The organism is Congregibacter sp. (genome assembly GCF_965662665.1).
Classification (GTDB): Bacteria; Pseudomonadota; Gammaproteobacteria; order Pseudomonadales; family Halieaceae; genus Congregibacter.
Genome location: NZ_CBFIIF010000024.1, coordinates 14,631 through 32,830, shown reverse-complemented (window position 1 = coordinate 32,830; position 18,200 = coordinate 14,631). Strand labels below are relative to the sequence as shown.

Below are 18,200 nucleotides of genomic sequence, written 5' to 3'. Positions count from 1 at the left end.
AACCGTTGCGATTTCGCTGATCCTCGGCCTTGGTGTGACGAGACTTCTTTTTATGCTCCCTTTGCTATGATGCCGCCCGATTCACTAAGGCCACACCCATGAGCAACACAGATTTTAGCGTCTTACCGCTGTCTCCGGCGCAATTAGAAGCCCTGACTGCGCTGGGGTACGAGCGCATGACTCCGGTGCAGGCGCAGAGTTTACCGCTAGTTTTGCAAGGCCAGGATGTCATCGCGCGAGCCCGTACGGGAAGCGGTAAAACGGCTGCGTTCGGTATTGGCTTGCTACAGGCGATCAATCCACGTTTCTTCGGTGTGCAGGCGCTGGTGCTGTGTCCAACACGGGAATTGGCGGAGCAGGTGTCTGGTGAGCTGCGGCGGCTGGCTAGCCGCATGGCCAATATCAAATTGGTGACGCTGTGCGGCGGCAAGCCCTTTGGGCCGCAGGTGGGCTCACTAGAGCATGGAGCACATATAGTGGTGGGCACGCCTGGCCGCATCGAAGATCATCTGGGTCGCAATACGCTCAGTCTCGACGGGTTAAAGGTGCTGGTCCTCGACGAGGCCGACCGCATGCTGGATATGGGCTTTGCCGATAGCATGGAGGCTATCGTTGGTAAGACTCCCAAGTCTCGACAGACGCTGCTGTTCTCTGCGACCTATCCTGAAAATATTCGTAAGATGAGCGCATCTATTCAGCGCAAGCCCAGCATGGTGACGGTGGACGAGGACGTTGCGCACGCCGACGAAGTCATCGAGCAGTTGTTCTACGAAGTACAAAAGCACGAGCGACATACCACTTTGCTTGCGCTCTTTGAGCACTACAACCCCGCAAACGCCGTAGTTTTTTGTAATACCAAGAAGCAATGCGACGAGGTGGCAGGCGTGCTTCGTGAGTACGACATTGAAGCCAGGGCGATCCACGGTGACCTGGATCAGCGGGAGCGGGACCAGGTGTTGGTGCAGTTTGCCAATAACAGCTGTCCGGTATTGGTGGCGACAGATGTTGCGGCCAGAGGATTGGATATCAAGTCTCTGGCGATGGTGATCAACTATGAACTGCCGCGGGATCCTGACGTGTATGTGCATCGCATCGGCCGCACCGGGCGAGCAGGGGAGACGGGGCTCGCCATGAGTATTGTGATTCCCTCAGAGACGCATCGCATTCGCAAAATTGAGGAGTTTCAGAAGCAGCCCTGTGCCTGTGACACATTGCCGTCTTTGGATCGTAATCCCAATTACGTTCTAAGCGCTCCTATGGTGACCATCCAACTGGATGCGGGGCGCAAGCAAAAGCTGCGGCCTGGCGATATTCTGGGAGCATTGACCGGTGATGCAGGTCTTGATGGGGCACAGATCGGTAAAATCTCAATCTTCGATCAGTGGAGCTTTGTGGCGCTTGAGAGAAGCGCGCTGCGACAGGCCATGAATTATCTCGCCAATGGCAAAATCAAAGGACGCAGCATTCGCGCGCGCAAAGTTCGCCAGCTAGATTAGCGACCGGTTCTTCATGGCAATCGTAAATTGAGGCGCTAGTCGCCAATAGGTAGGGGCGCGGCCTGCTTCACCGTCAGAAGGCTGAAGCTCGACTCGATACCCTTCACCCCCGGGAAACGCAGTATTCCCTGCATCGCTATTTCTGAAAAGTGATCCATACTTTGGGCGACGACTTTGAGAAGATAGTCGTAGGCCCCACTCATGGCATGGCATTCGATGATGTGTGCCTCGCGGCTTACTTCCTGAAGAAATGCCTGGGTCTTCTGGTCGTCGTGTTTCTCCAGCTGTACCTGAACAAACGCTGTTACCTGTAAGCCAACACGCCTTTGGTCTACCTTGGCGCTGTAGCCCGAAATGACACCTTGTTCCTCGAGTCCTCTTACGCGCCGAAGACAGGGGGATTCTGACAAGCCCACCGCCTGCGCAAGTTCGACGTTGGATAATCTTCCCTCCTGCTGCAGCGCTTTGAGTATTCGTTTCTCCGTGCGATCGAAAGTAATCGACATAATATTGCTCGCAAAGTTATATAAACGATATTTTATGCCTAAATATCTATTTTTAGGGCAATAAATAAAAGAAATCTGTCTGCATAACTTCTGTAGGATGAACCACCTAGGCTATTGTTAACTACCTTCAGGAGACCGCAAATGGCAGATTTGTTTGAAAACCCCATGGGGCTTGATGGCTTTGAGTTTGTAGAGTTCGCAGCCCTGGAGCGCGGAGTACTCGAACCAACCTTCGAAATGATGGGTTTCTCTCTGGTCGCAAGGCATCGCACCAAAGATGTCGACCTTTGGCGTCAGGGCGGAATCAATTTCATTATTAATTACGAACAGTCTTCCCCTGCTTACTACTACGCCGAAGAGCACGGTCCGAGTGCCTGCGGAATGGCCTTTCGGGTTCGCGATGCCGCGCATGCCTACAAGCGCGCGCTGGAATTAGGCGCACAGCCTATTGATATCCCCTGTGGTCCCATGGAGCTGAAAATGCCTGCGATTCGAGGCATCGGTGGCGCTATTTTGTATCTCATCGATCGCTATGAAGAAGGCACCGCGATCTACGATATCGACTTTGAATATCTTGAAGGTGTGGACCGGCATCCCGAGGGTTGTGGATTCGAACTCATCGACCACCTTACTCACAACGTCTACCGGGGTCGCATGGATTACTGGGCCAACTTTTACGAGAAGCTATTCAACTTCCGTGAAGTGCGCTTCTTTGATATCAAAGGCGAGTACACGGGGCTTAAGTCCCGCGCGATGAGTGCACCCGATGGCAAGATCCGCATTCCTTTGAACGAGGAGGGGCGTGCCGGTGGTGAGGGACAGATTGAAGAGTTTCTTATGAAATACAACGGCGAAGGCATTCAACACATCGCCTTTGCCTGTGACGACTTGCCTGCCTGCTGGGATCGATTGAAAGCACGTGGCTTGTCGTTTATGACCCCACCTCCCGACGCTTATTACGAGATGCTCGAGGAGCGCTTGCCAGGCCACGGTGAGCCCGTAGATGAGCTTAAGGCCCGGGGTATTCTGCTTGATGGAAGCACCGAAGGAGAGCCGCGCTTACTTTTGCAGATTTTCTCGGAGACTCTGGTTGGCCCTATCTTCTTCGAGTTCATTCAGCGCAAAGCGGATGAAGGCTTCGGTGAAGGCAACTTTCAGGCGCTCTTTGAATCCATAGAGCGGGATCAAATGGCCCGGGGTGCACTGCATACTGATGACGCGGCCTAGAAGACTGGCCAGGCTCGGCTAGCTGGTAGCTGAAGTAGGAGGAACCTCCGCGAACCCGGCAACGTTAGCGGCGGCCTCGCACATCCCCGACACGCCTGTGCCACACTATCAAGCAATGGCGTAGGAGAAGCAGCTGTGCTGGAAATTACCGTTGTAAGTACCCGAGCGGACGCGCTGGCTGAAGTCTTTCAGGGTAGTCTGTCCGGTCGTGTTCCCGATGATGTGCTGATGCAGTTTTATGCGGGCCCTGAAGATCTTAATGAACGCGCTCTGTGTGCTGAGGTCGCCTTGGGCGCTCCCGACGTCCTGGCACCACTATTGGATCGTATGCCCAATCTACGCTGGGTGCAGTCGACCTGGGCAGGCATCACGCCTTTTCTTGAGGTGCCGCGGCGAGATTATCTGCTCACGGGCGTGAAAGATATTTTCGGCGCAAGCATGAGCGAGTATGCCCTTGGCTGGACTTTGGCGATCGAGCGCTCCGTGCTAAGTCACGCAACTGCCACACAGTGGCAATTTCAGCTGGATCGGGGGCTGTCGGAGCTCCGGGTAGGTATTGCCGGCGCTGGTAGCATTGGTGCGGCGGTAGCGCGTGCTTTCGAACCTTTTGTCCGTGAGGTCCGTGGGCTCAACAGTGATGGTCGACCGGTGCCGGGTTGTGAAGCATGTTTTGCGACTTCAGAGCGTCTGGCGTTTGCTAAAGACCTGGACGTGTTGGTGATGATTCTTCCTGATACGCCTGCCACGGATAATTTGGTCGATGCTCCTTTGCTTGAATGTCTCGCGCCGACTGCGATTGTCATCAATGGCGGGCGAGCGAATGCTTTGGATCTCCCAGCCGCGCTGCGCGCTCGAGCAGCGGGGAAGCTCCGTGCACTGGTATTGGATGTTTTTGAGCAGGAACCCCTGGAGGCCGAAGACCCCTTATGGCGAACGCCGGGCGTTTACATTACGTCGCACACGGCGGCGCCAACCCGCATGGACAGTATCGCGGGGGTCTTTCTTGATAATTTACGGCGTTATCAGGCGGGAGAAGCGCTTCAGGGCGCCATTGATTTCGAGCGGGGCTATTAGGCTGGCTTTCTCTGGCCGTGACGCGGGTCAGCTACGATCGCCTGCGCGTCGACCGCGCTGCTTTTCACGGCGGTTTGTTTCTCCTGAAGCTCCGTAGAGCTCGGTCTGTAAGCCGATCCCTATGCGGCGGTCTTCATTGCGGTTGCCGCGGCGATCTTGATGGTGTGTAAAACTGCACTGGCAGCTTGATTGATTGCAGCCGCTGAGGGGGAGGGACGGTGCCGCGGATGCCAAGTAGCGTAGATTGGAGGTGTCGAGCGCAGCCGCGCAAGGTGTATTGCAGGGATTTACCGACACTGCCGCGTAGGGCCCCCGTGGCGTGTGCTGAGCTCGGGTGTTGGTCTTTGTCTTCTGGTGTTTCTGGCGTGAGTGTTCTTGCGGCGTTTGGCCTCTGGAGCGAAGCATAAAGCCGGCTCCGAAAGCGATGACAGTGATAAGTCCAATAACCGCTAAAACCATGTACTCACCTCTATAGCTACCGCAATCCGCCTTTATCGGCGGTCAAGGATCAAGCTTAGCCCCGCACCTAGGGATGTGCACCGCATGCATCCCGAAGTGTGACGCAGGTCACAGTTTTTCAGCGGTTGCGCCCGAGACGTTCGTGGGCATCCACCCACTCATTTTGGCGGGTCTTTTTGTCAACGCGCGTCGCTGCTCCCAGAGAGAGTTCACCGGCGACTACCAGAGCGGCCGCTATTTCTGAGAGCTTTAGAGCTTTACCCGTACCATGGCAATCCATCATTTTGAGGCACTCTCGCTGCGTGGGCAGGTTAGTGCCGCCGCCATAGCTCGCGAGTATCAGCGCCGGAAGGGTTATAGAAAAGTGGTAATCGCCTTCCCGGGTAACTCGGTTATAGGTAGTGCACTGATTGGATTCACCAATGTTGGCGATGTCTTGCCCGGTAGCCAGGTATAGAGCGGCCAAGCCATTGGCCGGGTGTGCCGCGTTGTTTGAGGAGTTGGTCAAAAAAGAGGCAATGGTGGTAATGCCCTGACCATAGTGCATGGCCTCGGGAGTGATGCGTAAGTTACGCTCCAAAACTTCTCGGGGCACCGTGATTTCAGCGGTTACGCGCTTCCCTCGATTCTTTAGAAGATTCACAGATGATGTTCGTTTCTCGGTATCGAAATTTCCGGACAGCAAGTAATTTTTGAGTGCCGGGTAGTTTTCGCGAATCCACTCGCAGGCCACAAAGGTCGCGCGACTGGTCATGTTCTGGCCCGCAGCGTCGCCGGTGCTGTAGTCAAAACGGGTGTACACAAAATTGTGCGCGCAGTAGTGCTCGATCTCGTCAAGCTTGCCAATGGACGTGGTGCTCTCTGCTACCGTTTTTATCTGCGGAAAGTTCTCTATGAGCCATTGCTCGAAGTCTCGTGCGTCCCGGGAGTTGCGAAACACAAAACAGGGCGCTCGCTGCATGGCTTGTCCGACCACGGTCGTCATCACGCCGCCAGATTCGCGAATGACCTTCATACCTCGGTTGTAGCTGGCCAGCATGGTGCCTTCTACCGTGGCCATGGGCACATAGAACTCACCCTGAGCATGCTCTCCATTGACGAGGAGGGGGCCAGCGACTCCGATGGGAACCTGCACAACACCAAACATGTTTTCTATGTTTCCAGCCATTTCCTGGGGGTCAAAGGAAAACTGCTTAGTGTGGTCCAGCTCCGCACCGGTGGTCTCTTCGATAAAGCGTTGACGCTTGGCAATGATGTCCGCGCTGTAGTCGTCGGCGCCATCTCTGGGGATGGATTTGCTCATAGTCATGTCTCCGTAAATGAGGCGGCTAAACTACGGAAACAGCGCTCTCAGGTCAATTCTGGCGGTGTCACTGTCGGGAGGATGGACCGGGTGCTGTATGAAGGGTCTGTCGCTGAGCAGGATAGTCCTCAGGAGGGCAACAAAAGTGCGCAGCGTTGTTTGAAACGGCGAATTTTCCGCTGAGTCTTTTTGCGCGCAAAGTAAGCGGACCAGGTAGACAATGGGATGAGCTCAGCGTTACCAATGCCATCGACGAGCATGACGCGATAGCCCGTCGCTTCTTTTACCGCGACAATATTATGCGGGAGCAGGTCACGACTCAGGATGCGCAGCTCACCCACTGCCTCAACGAATTCCTCTATGCCTTGCTCAAGTTCCGGGGTCATTCCGTCCACCAGCAGCTGCTCCAAATTCTTGGGCCAGCTGCCATCGGCGTTACGCATGAGTTGGGTGACGATACCGAGTCCCATATCCGTATCTTCCGTGCCATGATAGCGGGGCACATAGCGCCATAGGGTCTCGCTCGCCCGCGTTAGTAGCTCTCGATAGGCTTTGATCTCTTTGCGTTGATCATCCAGAAAACGCGCGGGGAGATGGCGCTTGAAATCTTTGCGCAGCACCTTCCGCGCTGCCCCCGTGCGATCCGGACGCAACACCTTCACGCAGCGATTAGCGTGATCGGGGTGTTGGAAACAGTATCGGGTGCCGCCGACAAAGAGTGGCCGAGAATACTTAAGTTTGAGCATGGGTCAGCAGTGGTCACAGTAACGGCCCATAGTTTAACGCAGCTACGTCATAACACGGGATATTTTGACTGCCAGACGCTGACATCGCATAGTAGCGGAGCCTTTTTTTGGAATTCCCGATGAGTTCGCTTCGAGTCCCCGTTCCGGCGCTATTACTGGTGTCAGCGATAGTGCTTCTGCCATTCGGACGCACGATAGAGATTCCTATGGCCGTGTTGGCGATTGCCGGCTTAGTGGGCCTCCTTCGCGCTAAAGGCTTGGGCAATGCCAGTCATGGTTGGATCTTGGCTGGCCTTGTGTGCGCGTTTGCGTTGCCCATGCTGTTGGCGCTACCCGATGCTATCGCGCCCCGGAAGTCACTAGTCACAACACTGGGAACCCTGCGTTACGCCATGTCCTGCACAGCTCTGCTCTACTGGTATCACTGCATCAGTGAAGAACCTATGGCTCGAGATCAGCTGCTGGACATATTTGGACTGGCGGTGGCCGTCTTGCTGACGCTATGGTGTCTTGATGGGCTCTTACAGTTCTTTACGGGCGGGAACGTGTTGGGCTACGGGGTTGGTGAAGGCTATATCAACGGCGTTTTCGGTGACGATGACAATATAAAGTTCGGTATAGCAGTGGCATTCCTGTTGCCAATCGGTTTGGTCTACGCGCTTCGGGAATGGCCTGCGGCTGCCGTAGGCGTGTTTCTGTTGCTGATTTTGTCGTTGATCTTTCTCTCGGGAAAGCGCGCGGCATGGATTAGCGCAGCTGTGGAGCTCTCGGCACTGGGGATTTACTATTTGTTCCGCGGGCGTCTGGGATTGCTCCGAATAGCGGGGGCTTTGGGAGTCGTGCTAATTGCTTTGGTCTTTGCCTACCAGTCCAGCGACTGGGTCCGAGAGCGCAGTGCCGTCCTCGTCACGGCTTTAGACGAGCCTAACTATGCGACGGTTAACAAGGCAACCGGGCTTCGTCTGCCAATCTGGCGAACGGCCGTCGCCATCGGCGAAGCCCATTGGGTGAATGGTGTCGGTCCCAGAGGTTTTCGCTATGCCTACGCAGACTATGCCAAAGAGGGAGATACCTGGGCACGGCCTGTGGGAGCGGCGGGTGGTGCCAGAGCGTCGCATGCCCATCAGTTAGTGCTGGAGCTTTGGGCTGAAACGGGTTTGCCAGGTTTACTGGGCTATGGGGCTCTGGTGACTTTGCTGTGGTCAGCGTGGCAGCGTGCCAGTGCACAGGCGCGTTCCCGAGCACTTCCCTATGCGGTTACCCTGGTCGGCATGTTGTTTCCTCTGAATACCCATCTGGCGTGGTACTCCTCCTGGCATGCCATGCTCCTCTGGCTATTCATTGGCGTGTATCTTTTGGCTCTGAGTTACCAAGCGCCTGCGGAGACCAGCGCGTGATTATCAGTCATAAGCATCGGTTTATCTTTGTGAAGACCCATAAAACGGCGGGTAGCTCTTTGGAGGTTGCTCTCGCTCGGGAATGTGCCGAGGGCGATATCGTGTCGCACATGGAAGACAATATCGCTAGTGGCATTCCCCGTAACTATGGACCTGAGTCCTGGATCGGACCTGCTTACAACAGCACCAAGTTAATACGTAAGCTTATAGGTCGACACTCACCGCTTCTGGGCGCTTTTTATTACGAGCACATGCCGGCTTCTCGCATCAAGACTCTGGTCGGCGAGGAAGTCTGGGGCAGCTATTTTACTTTTTGTTTTGAGCGCAACCCCTGGGACAAGGCGGTTTCCTACTATTTGTGGAAGCAGCATGGCCAGGGTCGTGACATGCCGGGTTTCAGCGAGTACGTGGATAAAAAACCTCATCGTCTTCCCCGCGATGCGAAGCTGTATTTTGAGGGTGATGACGTGCTGGTAGATCGTGTCTTCGAGTTTCGTGATTTGAGCGCGGCGCTACAGGAGCTGCGTGAGCGCCTGGGGCTTGAGTTACCGGAACCACTGCCTCGGGAAAAAACCGGCGTAGCCGCGGAGCGCAAGCCTTATCGTGAGTACTACGACGAACAAAGCAAAGCTCGAATCGGGGAGCTCTTCTCTCGCGAGATCGCGTTGATGAACTATCGCTTCGAAGACTAGTTTGAGTGCTAAGCAGCCGGTGATGTCAGAACTGAACTAGGCCCTGTCTTCCGGGCTCGAATCCCCCGAAGGATTATCCTCATTACTCGCGGCCGGCTTACGCACGAAGTGCAGGAACCCCGTGCGGGGGCCATCGATACCAAAACGTTCGCGCTTTTGTCGGTCTGGCTCTAGATCCTCCGGCGAAAACACTTCTGTCTCGAATCCCGCGTCTTCGAGACGCTGCTGATAATCCAGGCCGTAATTTCTCACATGCTCGTCGGGACGCTTGTCCCAGGCTGAGCGAACATTGCCCGGCGTGTTGGCTTCCATCGTAGACTCTGCAAACAAGGGTACGTTAACCACCGCCCAGCCGCCGGGTCTGAGTACACGAAAACATTCGGCGATGGCTTTGCGGTCATCGGGGACATCCTGAAAGACATGATTGCAGTAGATCGCATCCATTGTTTCGTTCGGGTACAGCATGTCCTGCACATCAAGGCGCACCATTACATCTTTTCGCATGAGATCTGCGGTGATGTAGCCCTCGCCAATAGCATTAAAAAAGAACTCGCTAAGACGCGGTTCGGGCGCCACATGGAGAAACTGCATGTGCTTCTCAAGAAGATCGTTCTCGCGCTCTTGGAGGAACAGCCAGCTAAGCCTGTCGCGCTCGCGACTGCGGCATAAAGGGCAGACAGCTCCAGGGCGCTTGCGCTCGCCACTGCCCGCCGGGAGGAAATGCGAAAAACTGTGATCGCACACCGGACAATGCACGGCTTCGCCCCGATACTTGATCGGAGAAATCAGCTGGTTTCGCCAGCGTCGGAATCCGACCTCAAGTGCTTTAAATAATTGCATTGGCTAGGGACCTGACACTGCGCCCCCACCAGGGCGCAGTACACAAGGCAGTATTAAAAAATACCTTAACAAAAGGATTAGCTAAAGACTTAGCCAAAAACAAAGAACGCCAGCTTATTACCATCCGGGTCTCTCACATAAGCGCCGTAGAAAACATCGGGAATACGTTGTCCGGGCTCTCCGTCACAGGTCGCACCCAATTCAATGGCTTTGGCGTAGAGCGCATCGGCATTTTCTTTGCTGCCGGCTGATATTGCCACCATATTCCCATTGCCGGGATGGTTAGGTTCCTCGTCGTAGGGAAGACATACGGCGATCATAGGTTCCGCCATACTCTTGCCAATGAATGCGATGCGATCCATATCTACGGTGACGGATGCGCCCATATCTTTGAGCAATTCTGAATAGAAGGTCTTGGCGCGATCCATGTCGCTGACGCCGACTGTGACATAGCCGATCATAGGTAACTCCTTAAAAACGATGCTTGTGGTTATGGTTGTCGTTATGGTTGTAGCTATGCCCTAACTTGTAGCTTAGCGTACGGCCCGCAGGATGAATCCCGTGAGGCGGAGAGAGTGTAAAGCATATCGAAGCGCCGGTAATCCATTATGCACAGCTAGGTAAGCTTGAGGCGGCATACCGGCTAAGCGTATGCTCGTACTTCTGCACTCTGACTAGATGTCTATGCCCGAACAGCTGTTGATAGCCGCGATTTTTCTGGGCCTTTTTTACGGGCTCATATTTACAGCCTATGCTCCCGCGTGGCTGTTTGCCGGCGCCATGGGCGCTGCTTACTTCGCAGGTCTCGTGGATACTTCGCAGGTGCTTGCGAAGGCCACAAACATTGGCCTCGTGACCCTCGTGCTGTTGCTGCTGGTTTCCATCGGCTTGGAGAAACTAAGCTGGCTCTCTCGACTCTCTCGAGGTCTGGTGGTCGAGGGTTACCGGCGTTCCCTGTTGAGAGTCTCCGTAGTTACCAGCGTGTTTTCGGCGCTGGTAAACAATACGGCGGTCGTTGCGACGCTTGCCAATGCGCTCAAGGAAAATAACTTCCATTTGCCCAGCAGGCTTCTTTTGCCATTGTCCTATGCGGCGGTGCTGGGAGGGACGACGACGCTCATTGGTACCTCAACCAATCTAATTGTGAGTTCTTTTCTCGAAGATGCGACGGGTGAGGGCCTGGCCTTTTTCGATTTTCTGCCCATCGGACTAAGTGTCACTGTGGTGGGTTTGCTGGTGCTCTTGATGACACACCGCCTGCTTCCGGAAAATCCGCGAGATGAGGTGGCTGTCGCTGAATATCTCGTAGAGGCCGACGTGGTTGCTGGCTCAACTCTTATTGGTCACAGCATCGCTGACAATGGGCTACGAGAGTTAGAGGCACTATTTCTGGTAGAGATTGTCCGCGGTGAGCATTTGATTTCACCCGTGTCACCGCAGGAATACATAGCGGAGGGAGATCGACTGATCTTCTCCGGTGATATCGAAAAGGTCAGCTTGCTGGATAAGTTTGATGGGCTGAAAACCTTTGCTGCGGGGGAGGGTCTGCTCAGCGGTAACCTCGTTCAGGTGATTTTGCTTCCCGGCGCGACGGTGGAAGGCAAGACGGTAAAAGACTCTGGGTTTCGCTCGCTTTTTGATGCTGCGGTTGTGGGTATTCGCCGCGGTGGTGAGAGACTCTCCGGGAAGTTGGGGACTATTACCCTGCAGGCCGGTGACAGCCTGATGTTGGCGATTGGTGGCGATTTTTATAGCCGCCGCAACGTGGACAAGAATTTTTTGGTAGTAGGCTCCCGAACGGTACAAAGCCCCCTCAAGGGATGGGTGAACAACACCGTTGGTTTAGCAATGCTTGCCGTGGTTGCGCTGGCGGCCGTGGGGGTTCTGCCGCTAATCAAGGGTATGCTGGGGATGCTTGTGTTGATGCTGGGCCTCGGTGTGGTGCGCGCGGGGGAGCTAAGGCGTCGCTTTCCCTTCGATATTGCTATGGTGATCGGTTCAGCTTTAGTACTGTCGCAGGCGCTGGTTAACACCGGTCTGGTTGCTGTTATTGCAGACGCCCTGCATCTGGAGCTGGCTGGAAAAGGGCCGTATGTCGCGCTGGTGGCCGTGTATCTCTCTACATTACTCATGACGGAGTTGATGACCAACAATGCGGCTGCGGCGTTGGTGTTTCCCGTCGCCTATGGCCTGGCAGAGAGCTTTGGACTGAGTGTCCTACCTTTTGTGATGGCTGTGGCCTACGGTGCGAGTGCGAGTTTTATGACGCCCTATGGCTACACAACCAACCTCATGGTTCAAAACATTGGGAACTACCGCTTTGTGGACTACGTCCGTTATGGTCTTCCACTATCGGTGGTGTACTCCGTGGTCGTCCTGACGATGCTGCCCCGGGTTTTCCCTTTTTAAGCCTGAGTATCCATCGCGGGCAAACCAGGCTTAGTAACCAGCCACGCGAAGCACATGAGCGAGCATCTGTACCTGGTCCCGACTGATATCCGCATCGGCATCTTTGCCTCCCTCTGCGCCGTCCGCGCCATAGCTGCGCAGTGTGAAACGTGGAGCCGTGCGCCCGGATAGTCCACCCGCATAAACATAGGCGCGACCCCAGGGATCGACCAAGTTGTCTTTGCTGACGCCAAATTCGCCCTCGAGCAAAGTCTCCAGAGAATAGGGCAGGGTGTTTGCAGTATTGTAGTAGCGCGTAATCGCTCCATCGATGGCCAGCATGTCATCACGAACCTTGATCAGAGCAGTCCAATCCTCCTCTACAGGGCCAATGCCTGACAGGTTGTAGAACGCCTGCTGGGAATCTTTACTGCAGTAGACGCTTACTTCCTCTTTCGATGGCCCTCTCAGGACTATCTCCTCTCCGACAACAAATTTACTGGTTCTCATGCTAAAGCCGTTTTCTGTGAGCGAGGAGTAGCTGCCGCAGAGAACGTTCCCTGGATAGGTGCGACTGTCATGAATGGTGACATCGCGTTGATTCGGCAAGCTGCTGATCAAGCGCTCCTGATAATCGGCGGTGTAACTTGCGCAGCCGCTCAGTGCGCCTGCAAACAGCAAAAAAAAGAGTCGAAAGAGCATCTGGGGTCTCGGGAATTACATCAGGGGCGCAGAGTATGTATCTCGCTAGGCCATCGGGCAAGGGGGCGTAATTGAATGAACGCTAGGCGATATGGACGTGGCCGGCAGGGACCTGACTCCCGCACTCTGAGTGCTTGAAATTTAGCCCGGAGCTTGCCAGTGATATTCGCGAAGCCACTTTTAAAAAGGGTATGGGTTTTGTCGCTGTGCCTATCTCCGAATGTGGTTGCGCAGTCTCCCATCACCATTGAACAGCTGTTGGCAAAGCCCTCCACATGGCAGATCAGTACCAGCCTGGCCTATCGGGCAAGGTCTATGTCGGCCGTGCAGCAGGAACGCCAGTCTGGCGGGTCGCTCGGGCTACGCTACGGACTCACGCCGCGAGTGGAGTTGAACGCCCGAGTTCAAGAGTGGCAATCGAGTCTGGAGCTAGGGGCGATGGAACTGCGCCAACACAGCCGATCTTTTAGCGTGGGTGGAAACTGGCTCGTGAAGCCCGAATCGTCACTACCGGCTGTGCTTATTGAGGCACGCGGAGAGCTCTACCGCGATGGGTCTGACGGACGTCACAGCGCGCCCGGTGGTCTCCTTGCGCTAACCAGCTACAAGAGTATTGATCCCCTGGTGCTGTCATTGGCGACGGCGGTTACGCTCCAACGCGACTATCGCATAGGAGGTGCCGTCGTGAGTCCGGGGGTCACCTGGCGGATCGAGCCGGGCGTCAATTTTGCCGTTAACTCCAGCGTCACGCTCTTTGGCAGTGTCGCTCTGGAGCGCAGCAATGCCTCGTACGTGGACGATAGTTTGCTGGCGGCATCCCAGGAACGGATTGGCTTGCGGGGAGGTATAGCCTTGGCCTTGGCGCAGCAGCATTCGCTGTTCATCAGTGGCGACCTTGCCAGTGATCGCAGTGGGGGAATGAGCCTGCAATGGTTTTACGAGTTTTAGTGGTAGGGGAATCGCTTTAAACACTAACAGTGAAAGGAATCACACTATGCAAAACCTAACTAAGCAATGGGCAACGGCAGTTGCAATGTGTCTACTTGTCTCGCAGGGAAGCTGGGGAAGTAACGACGTCAGCGAAGAGTACCGCCTCCAAACCCAACAGAGCGGTCTAATGTCGGCGGCGTTCGAAAGCGAGCCTTCCGAGGAGCTTGTGGCTCTGGATGATCACGCTATGCGTGAAACCCAGGGTGAACTCTGGCCTTGGATCATTGGCGTTGCGGCCCTTGATATCAGTCTGGCCAGCTTTTTCTGGGGCGAGTACGTACCGATCATGGCGGCTGCAGGCGGCGCCTGCATCACCTGTGATATTGGTACCCAACCCAGATGAGGCTGGGGGCGGAGCAGAACGCATGCTCCGCCCACTCAAACCCTTCGCCGGCTCAGATTGGAACATTTACCCATGACTCTTTCAGCATTAGACAAGAGAAATCACGATGCGGAATACACCCGACGTTACAACCGGCGTTTCTTTATGCATGCCTTAAGTTTATTGCCGCTTGTGGTTTTTATGGCGGTCACATACTTCAGGTCCGGAGAACTCATCTGGACAGCTGTCTACGTCAGCGGATTTGTTTACCTTGCGGTCTTGCTATGGCTGCGCGGTCTATGGCGTCGAGACGTAACAGCGGGAATGCGGCGGGAGGGGATGATTGGTACTGACTATCGACCGCCACTTCTGTGACCTGGGCCCATGGCACTTCCATGCTCTGGATTGCTATCGGAGTTATCAGCTGTTGCGCGACGATGAGTCTGCCGACGCATGCGTTTGATAACTGGTTGTCCCGACGGGATGCCGGCATCGTAAAGCAACAAAGAGACTACAGCTGCGGTGCTGCTGCGCTCGCCACGGTGCTAACGCATTTTTATAACGACCCTGTAAGCGAGGAAGTTTTGCTGCAGCAGTTATTGAGCCAGCGCCGGAGCGCTGGGGCGGAGGCATTGCACAGCCAAGGATTGTCATTTGCTGATATGGCGTCCCTTGCCCGGGCTCGTGACTATCCTGTTCTCGGCGTTGAGCTTGCCTATCAGGACTTAAAAAGGCTCGCTGTACCGGTAATCGTAGCGCTGAGAGTTGCTGGACGGGCGCATTTCAGTGTGCTGCGACGCATCAATAACCTTGACCGGATCTTTTTAGCAGATCCAAGCTGGGGAAACCGTCAGCTAGGCAAAGAAGAGTTTCTCAAAATCTTTGCCCGCACTGAAGATAACTCAACAGGACGTATTCTGATCGTCGGCGCGAAAGGCCCTGAGCACGGAGACGATGCCTTTCGGCACCGCCCATCGCGGCGCGTACTGATCGCGCCCCGGCATTAACGCCTCTGGCAATAACGCCCAAGGACCTCAGTTCAAGGGCTAAGGGATCGCTTAGAGCTCTTTGACCACGACTCCGAGAGAATTCAGATACTCAGCACTGTCGCTGTGGGCGCTACTGCCCGTGACCACGGCGATAGACGCATTTTCGGGCACCAGATACTCAGCCGACACCCGCTTGAGGTCGTCTAGTGTGACGTCGAGGATGCGTTGCCGGAATGCCATCCGTTGCTCGTGATTACGTCCAAAGCGGCGGTTATGGAAGTCCTGCTTGGCTTCACCCGCGGGAGAGCCGGGTTTATCGATATTGCTGATCACGCCCAAAATGGCTTCTTCGAGCCCTGTCGCATTGTGATCACCCGTCGCCATCCACTCAATGCTCTCGTCAAAGTCGTTAAGCGTTCCCTCAATGCGGGGATCTCGGTAAGAGTAGAAGCGAAACGCAGCGATGCTCGCATCGTGACTGGCGCCGCCACCGTAGGCGCCGCCCTGTTCGCGAATGGCGCGATGAAGAAAACCGTTGCGTAGATAGCCCGATAGCACGGTAAGCGCCGCGGCATCTGCATGCCCGCTGGGAACGGTGGCGTAGGCTTTGGCACAAAAGCTCACTTGCGAATTTGCAATCCAGCACTCACGACGGGACTCTCGAAGCATCGGCAGGCGCAGGGACGTGCCACGGTGCTTTGGTAGTGCTCGCCAGATGTCAGCAGCCTCTTCAGCTAAAGTGACTGCGCGTCCGGGCTCCGCGACGATGAGTGCCTCCCAGTCGGCATCCCGAAGCTTGGCGTGCAGCTGCTGTAACTCCTGAGCAAAGCTGTTCAGCTTGTTCTCGTCGGCCAGAGAGTCATCCAGTTTTCGCAGGCTCGCGATTCCCTGCATGCCAGAAAGCTCATGATGAAGCATGGCCAGGGGACTCATTCCCGCACAGGCAGCAAGCATAGCCAGGCTATGCCCTTGTCCAGTGATGGACTGTTCCCGCCGGGCTCGCTGCTGGGCAACTAGCTCTCGAATCCTCGGCAATTCGTCAAAGCGAACCTCCATCAAGGTGTCGCGCATTAATGTGGCTTGTTCAACACTCTTGCGAGCGAGCGCCTTTGAGGAAAGCACAAGGCTTGCTTGAGCGACCTGTTCGTCCTCAACGCTACCGCGCATCGATGTGAACAAATTGATAGAGCCTACGGACGATGATTGCCGGTGCTGTGTTGCCAGATAGTCAGACTCTCCCAGTCCCAATTCAGCGGTCATGCCGGTGAGATGCGGCAGCAAAGTGAGCTCCTCGGCGTTTAACTCGGGGAGAGCGCAGCTCAGCTGTTGATAAGCCAATCCATTGGTACCTTGCTCGTAAATGGTAAACGGTAAATCCGCAATGCTTTGTTCCTGGTACGTCAGTTTTGGCAAGGCAATGGGTACATCGCTGAGGGTAACCTTGGGAAGTATCTCAGGGTCATCTTGCTGCGCCTGTCGTTTAAGGAGCGCATCCGCTTGAGCAACGATGGCGTCTTTCTGGGACTCATCGAGACCGGATTTCATCGCGGCAAGACGCTGACGCTCGTCTTCGAGCGCTTTTTCTGACAGCGTGCCATCGGGTGTCATGACCAGCGTGAGGCGATGGGGGTTTTCCAGAAGCAGCTTTTGCGCCAGCTCGCGAATGTAGTCGGGGTTTTGGATCTGCTCGCGTAACTGGACAATCACTGGCTCAAGATCCATAGAGGGAATGGGGTCCGCATAGTGCGTTGCCGGGCCAAGCGCCTGAAGTATCAGGTTTAGGCCAAAGGGCATGCCATCGCCACTTATTTCTCGCTGGTGAAGCTCAAGTTGATGAAGTACGGCTTCGAGTTGTTCCCGGGGAACGCCGTTAGCGGCGATATCTTCGATAACACCGATGACGAGTTTTTCCAGAGCTTCCTCATGCTCTGGATTGCTGCCTTCGATGCCACAGCAAAATACGAGCTCGCGAAGGGAATCCTCCAAACCGCAAAGCGGCGAGGGAGCGCTTCCTAGATCCGTGGTTTCCAGTGCTTGTTGCAGGGGCGAGGCACTATTTTCCATAAGCACGCTGGAGAGTAGTTGCGCCTCCAGTAAGTCCTTGAGCTCGGTGCTCTCACCCAGGAGCCAGCCCATGACAATGTGTGTACGATTTTCGCTGGAGCCGCCTTCGTCAAATGCATACTGTTCCAGAACGCGCTTTGGTTCTGTGTAGCGCTGTTCTGGATTGACAACAACGCGTTTGTCCAGCCGCGAGAATTGGCCCAGAGCCTGTTCATGGAAAATCACCTGATGATCGGCAGCTGGTATGTCACCGAAGGTCATGAAGGTGGCATTGCTAGGATGATAGTGGCTCTTGTAGAACTGTTGGAGCTGCTCGTAGCTTAGCTCCGGAATGTTTTCGGGCTCGCCTCCGGAGTTATAGTGATAGGTGCTGGTGGGAAAAAGGTGATGACACAGTGTTTGCCACAAGCGAGAGGGCACTGAACTCATAGCACCCTTCATTTCATTGAAAACAACGCCTTTGTAAACCAGGTCGCTTTCGACGTCGCCCGGCTCGGCAAATTCGACGCGATGGCCCTCCTGGGCGAAGTCCAGAGGATCGAGTTTTGAGAAAAACACCGCATCCAGATAGACATCCAAGAGGTTGCGAAAATCCTTGCGGTTCTGACTGGCAAAGGGATAGGCAGTCCAGTCAGAGCTGGTGAAGGCGTTCATAAAGGTATTGAGGGACCGTCGGAGCATCATAAAAAACGGGTCGCGTACAGGGTAGCGCTCACTGCCGCAGAGAGCTGTGTGTTCGAGAATATGGGCAACCCCGGTGCTGTCTTCTGGCACGGTGCGTAGAGCGACAAGAAACACGTTCTCGGGATTGTCCGAGGCGAGATGGTAGTGAATAGCGCCGGTTTCGCGATGCTCGAAATGCTCGATACGAATATTAAGCGCATCGATTCGCTCCGCACGTAGAGGAATAAAGCTATCGTGAGCAATGGGCAGATTTGACGGGCTGTTCATAGAAGATCCGAAACGTTAAAAGTGCCTATTCTAACGTGAATTGACTCGTGCCTT

At 55.0% G+C, this 18,200-nt stretch carries 17 protein-coding genes; 10 read left to right on the top strand and 7 right to left on the bottom strand.

The window, feature by feature from the left end:
* The first annotated feature begins 98 nt into the window (after positions 1-98).
* Positions 99-1,496: an ATP-dependent RNA helicase DbpA gene (gene dbpA / locus ACTG39_RS10510; RefSeq protein ID WP_439107510.1), complete on the top strand. Its 1,398-nt coding sequence runs from the start codon at positions 99-101 to the stop codon at positions 1,494-1,496.
* A 35-nt stretch (positions 1,497-1,531) separates the two neighbouring features.
* On the opposite strand, the gene ACTG39_RS10505 is transcribed toward dbpA, so the two are convergent.
* On the bottom strand, positions 1,532-2,002 hold the full coding sequence (locus ACTG39_RS10505; protein WP_439107509.1) for an Lrp/AsnC family transcriptional regulator: 471 nt from the start codon (positions 2,000-2,002) through the stop codon (positions 1,532-1,534).
* Positions 2,003-2,143: 141 nt separating this feature from the next.
* On the opposite strand from ACTG39_RS10505, the gene hppD reads away from it, so the two are divergent.
* Together hppD and ACTG39_RS10495 are read left to right on the top strand one after the other, a co-directional pair.
* The gene (gene hppD / locus ACTG39_RS10500; protein ID WP_439107508.1) at positions 2,144-3,229 is read left to right on the top strand and encodes a 4-hydroxyphenylpyruvate dioxygenase; all 1,086 of its coding nucleotides are present in this window, start codon (positions 2,144-2,146) and stop codon (positions 3,227-3,229) included.
* 135 nt (positions 3,230-3,364) lie between these two features.
* Positions 3,365-4,303, top strand: a complete 939-nt coding sequence (locus ACTG39_RS10495; protein WP_439107507.1) for an NAD(P)-dependent oxidoreductase — start codon at positions 3,365-3,367, stop codon at positions 4,301-4,303.
* A gap of 577 nt (positions 4,304-4,880) precedes the next feature.
* On the opposite strand, the gene ACTG39_RS10490 is transcribed toward ACTG39_RS10495, so the two are convergent.
* Positions 4,881-6,065: a hydroxymethylglutaryl-CoA reductase gene (locus ACTG39_RS10490; RefSeq protein WP_439107506.1), complete on the bottom strand. Its 1,185-nt coding sequence runs from the start codon at positions 6,063-6,065 to the stop codon at positions 4,881-4,883.
* Between the two features lie 128 nt (positions 6,066-6,193).
* Positions 6,194-6,811 carry a YrbL family protein gene (locus ACTG39_RS10485; RefSeq protein ID WP_439107505.1) on the bottom strand — a complete coding sequence of 206 codons (618 nt, stop codon included), beginning with the start codon at positions 6,809-6,811 and terminating at the stop codon, positions 6,194-6,196.
* 119 nt (positions 6,812-6,930) lie between these two features.
* On the opposite strand from ACTG39_RS10485, the gene ACTG39_RS10480 reads away from it, so the two are divergent.
* Both ACTG39_RS10480 and ACTG39_RS10475 read left to right on the top strand, forming a co-directional pair.
* Positions 6,931-8,208, top strand: coding sequence for an O-antigen ligase family protein (locus ACTG39_RS10480; RefSeq protein WP_439107504.1), 1,278 nt, complete (start codon positions 6,931-6,933; stop codon positions 8,206-8,208).
* Complete coding sequence (locus ACTG39_RS10475) at positions 8,205-8,900, top strand: hypothetical protein (protein WP_439107503.1); 696 nt, start codon at positions 8,205-8,207, stop codon at positions 8,898-8,900. The genes ACTG39_RS10480 and ACTG39_RS10475 overlap by 4 nt, the downstream gene beginning before the upstream one ends.
* 36 nt (positions 8,901-8,936) lie before the next feature.
* Here the strand turns inward: ACTG39_RS10475 and ACTG39_RS10470 are convergent, their stop codons facing one another.
* Together ACTG39_RS10470 and ACTG39_RS10465 are read right to left on the bottom strand one after the other, a co-directional pair.
* Entirely contained in the window at positions 8,937-9,740 is an 804-nt protein-coding gene (locus ACTG39_RS10470; RefSeq protein ID WP_439107502.1) for a class I SAM-dependent methyltransferase, read from the bottom strand.
* Between the two features lie 89 nt (positions 9,741-9,829).
* Positions 9,830-10,201: a VOC family protein gene (locus ACTG39_RS10465; RefSeq protein WP_439107501.1), complete on the bottom strand. Its 372-nt coding sequence runs from the start codon at positions 10,199-10,201 to the stop codon at positions 9,830-9,832.
* 223 nt (positions 10,202-10,424) lie between these two features.
* On the opposite strand from ACTG39_RS10465, the gene ACTG39_RS10460 reads away from it, so the two are divergent.
* The gene (locus ACTG39_RS10460) at positions 10,425-12,149 is read left to right on the top strand and encodes an SLC13 family permease (RefSeq protein ID WP_439107500.1); all 1,725 of its coding nucleotides are present in this window, start codon (positions 10,425-10,427) and stop codon (positions 12,147-12,149) included.
* 30 nt (positions 12,150-12,179) lie between these two features.
* Here the strand turns inward: ACTG39_RS10460 and ACTG39_RS10455 are convergent, their stop codons facing one another.
* On the bottom strand, positions 12,180-12,830 hold the full coding sequence (locus tag ACTG39_RS10455) for a type II secretion system protein GspG (protein ID WP_439107499.1): 651 nt from the start codon (positions 12,828-12,830) through the stop codon (positions 12,180-12,182).
* Between the two features lie 198 nt (positions 12,831-13,028).
* Between ACTG39_RS10455 and ACTG39_RS10450 the strand changes: the two genes are divergently transcribed.
* The 4 genes from ACTG39_RS10450 to ACTG39_RS10435 all read left to right on the top strand — a co-directional run bounded on the left by ACTG39_RS10450 (position 13,029) and on the right by ACTG39_RS10435 (position 15,149).
* The gene (locus ACTG39_RS10450) at positions 13,029-13,778 is read left to right on the top strand and encodes a hypothetical protein (RefSeq protein ID WP_439107498.1); all 750 of its coding nucleotides are present in this window, start codon (positions 13,029-13,031) and stop codon (positions 13,776-13,778) included.
* A gap of 46 nt (positions 13,779-13,824) precedes the next feature.
* Positions 13,825-14,163, top strand: a complete 339-nt coding sequence (locus ACTG39_RS10445; RefSeq protein WP_439107497.1) for a hypothetical protein — start codon at positions 13,825-13,827, stop codon at positions 14,161-14,163.
* A gap of 72 nt (positions 14,164-14,235) precedes the next feature.
* Entirely contained in the window at positions 14,236-14,517 is a 282-nt protein-coding gene (locus ACTG39_RS10440; protein WP_439107496.1) for a hypothetical protein, read from the top strand.
* Positions 14,514-15,149 (top strand): C39 family peptidase, encoded by a 636-nt coding sequence (locus ACTG39_RS10435; RefSeq protein ID WP_439107495.1) that lies wholly within the window; start codon positions 14,514-14,516, stop codon positions 15,147-15,149. Before ACTG39_RS10440 ends, ACTG39_RS10435 begins: the two co-directional genes overlap by 4 nt.
* A 51-nt stretch (positions 15,150-15,200) precedes the next feature.
* Here the strand turns inward: ACTG39_RS10435 and ACTG39_RS10430 are convergent, their stop codons facing one another.
* Positions 15,201-18,146, bottom strand: coding sequence for an insulinase family protein (locus tag ACTG39_RS10430; protein ID WP_439107494.1), 2,946 nt, complete (start codon positions 18,144-18,146; stop codon positions 15,201-15,203).
* Between the last annotated feature and the right edge of the window lie 54 nt (positions 18,147-18,200).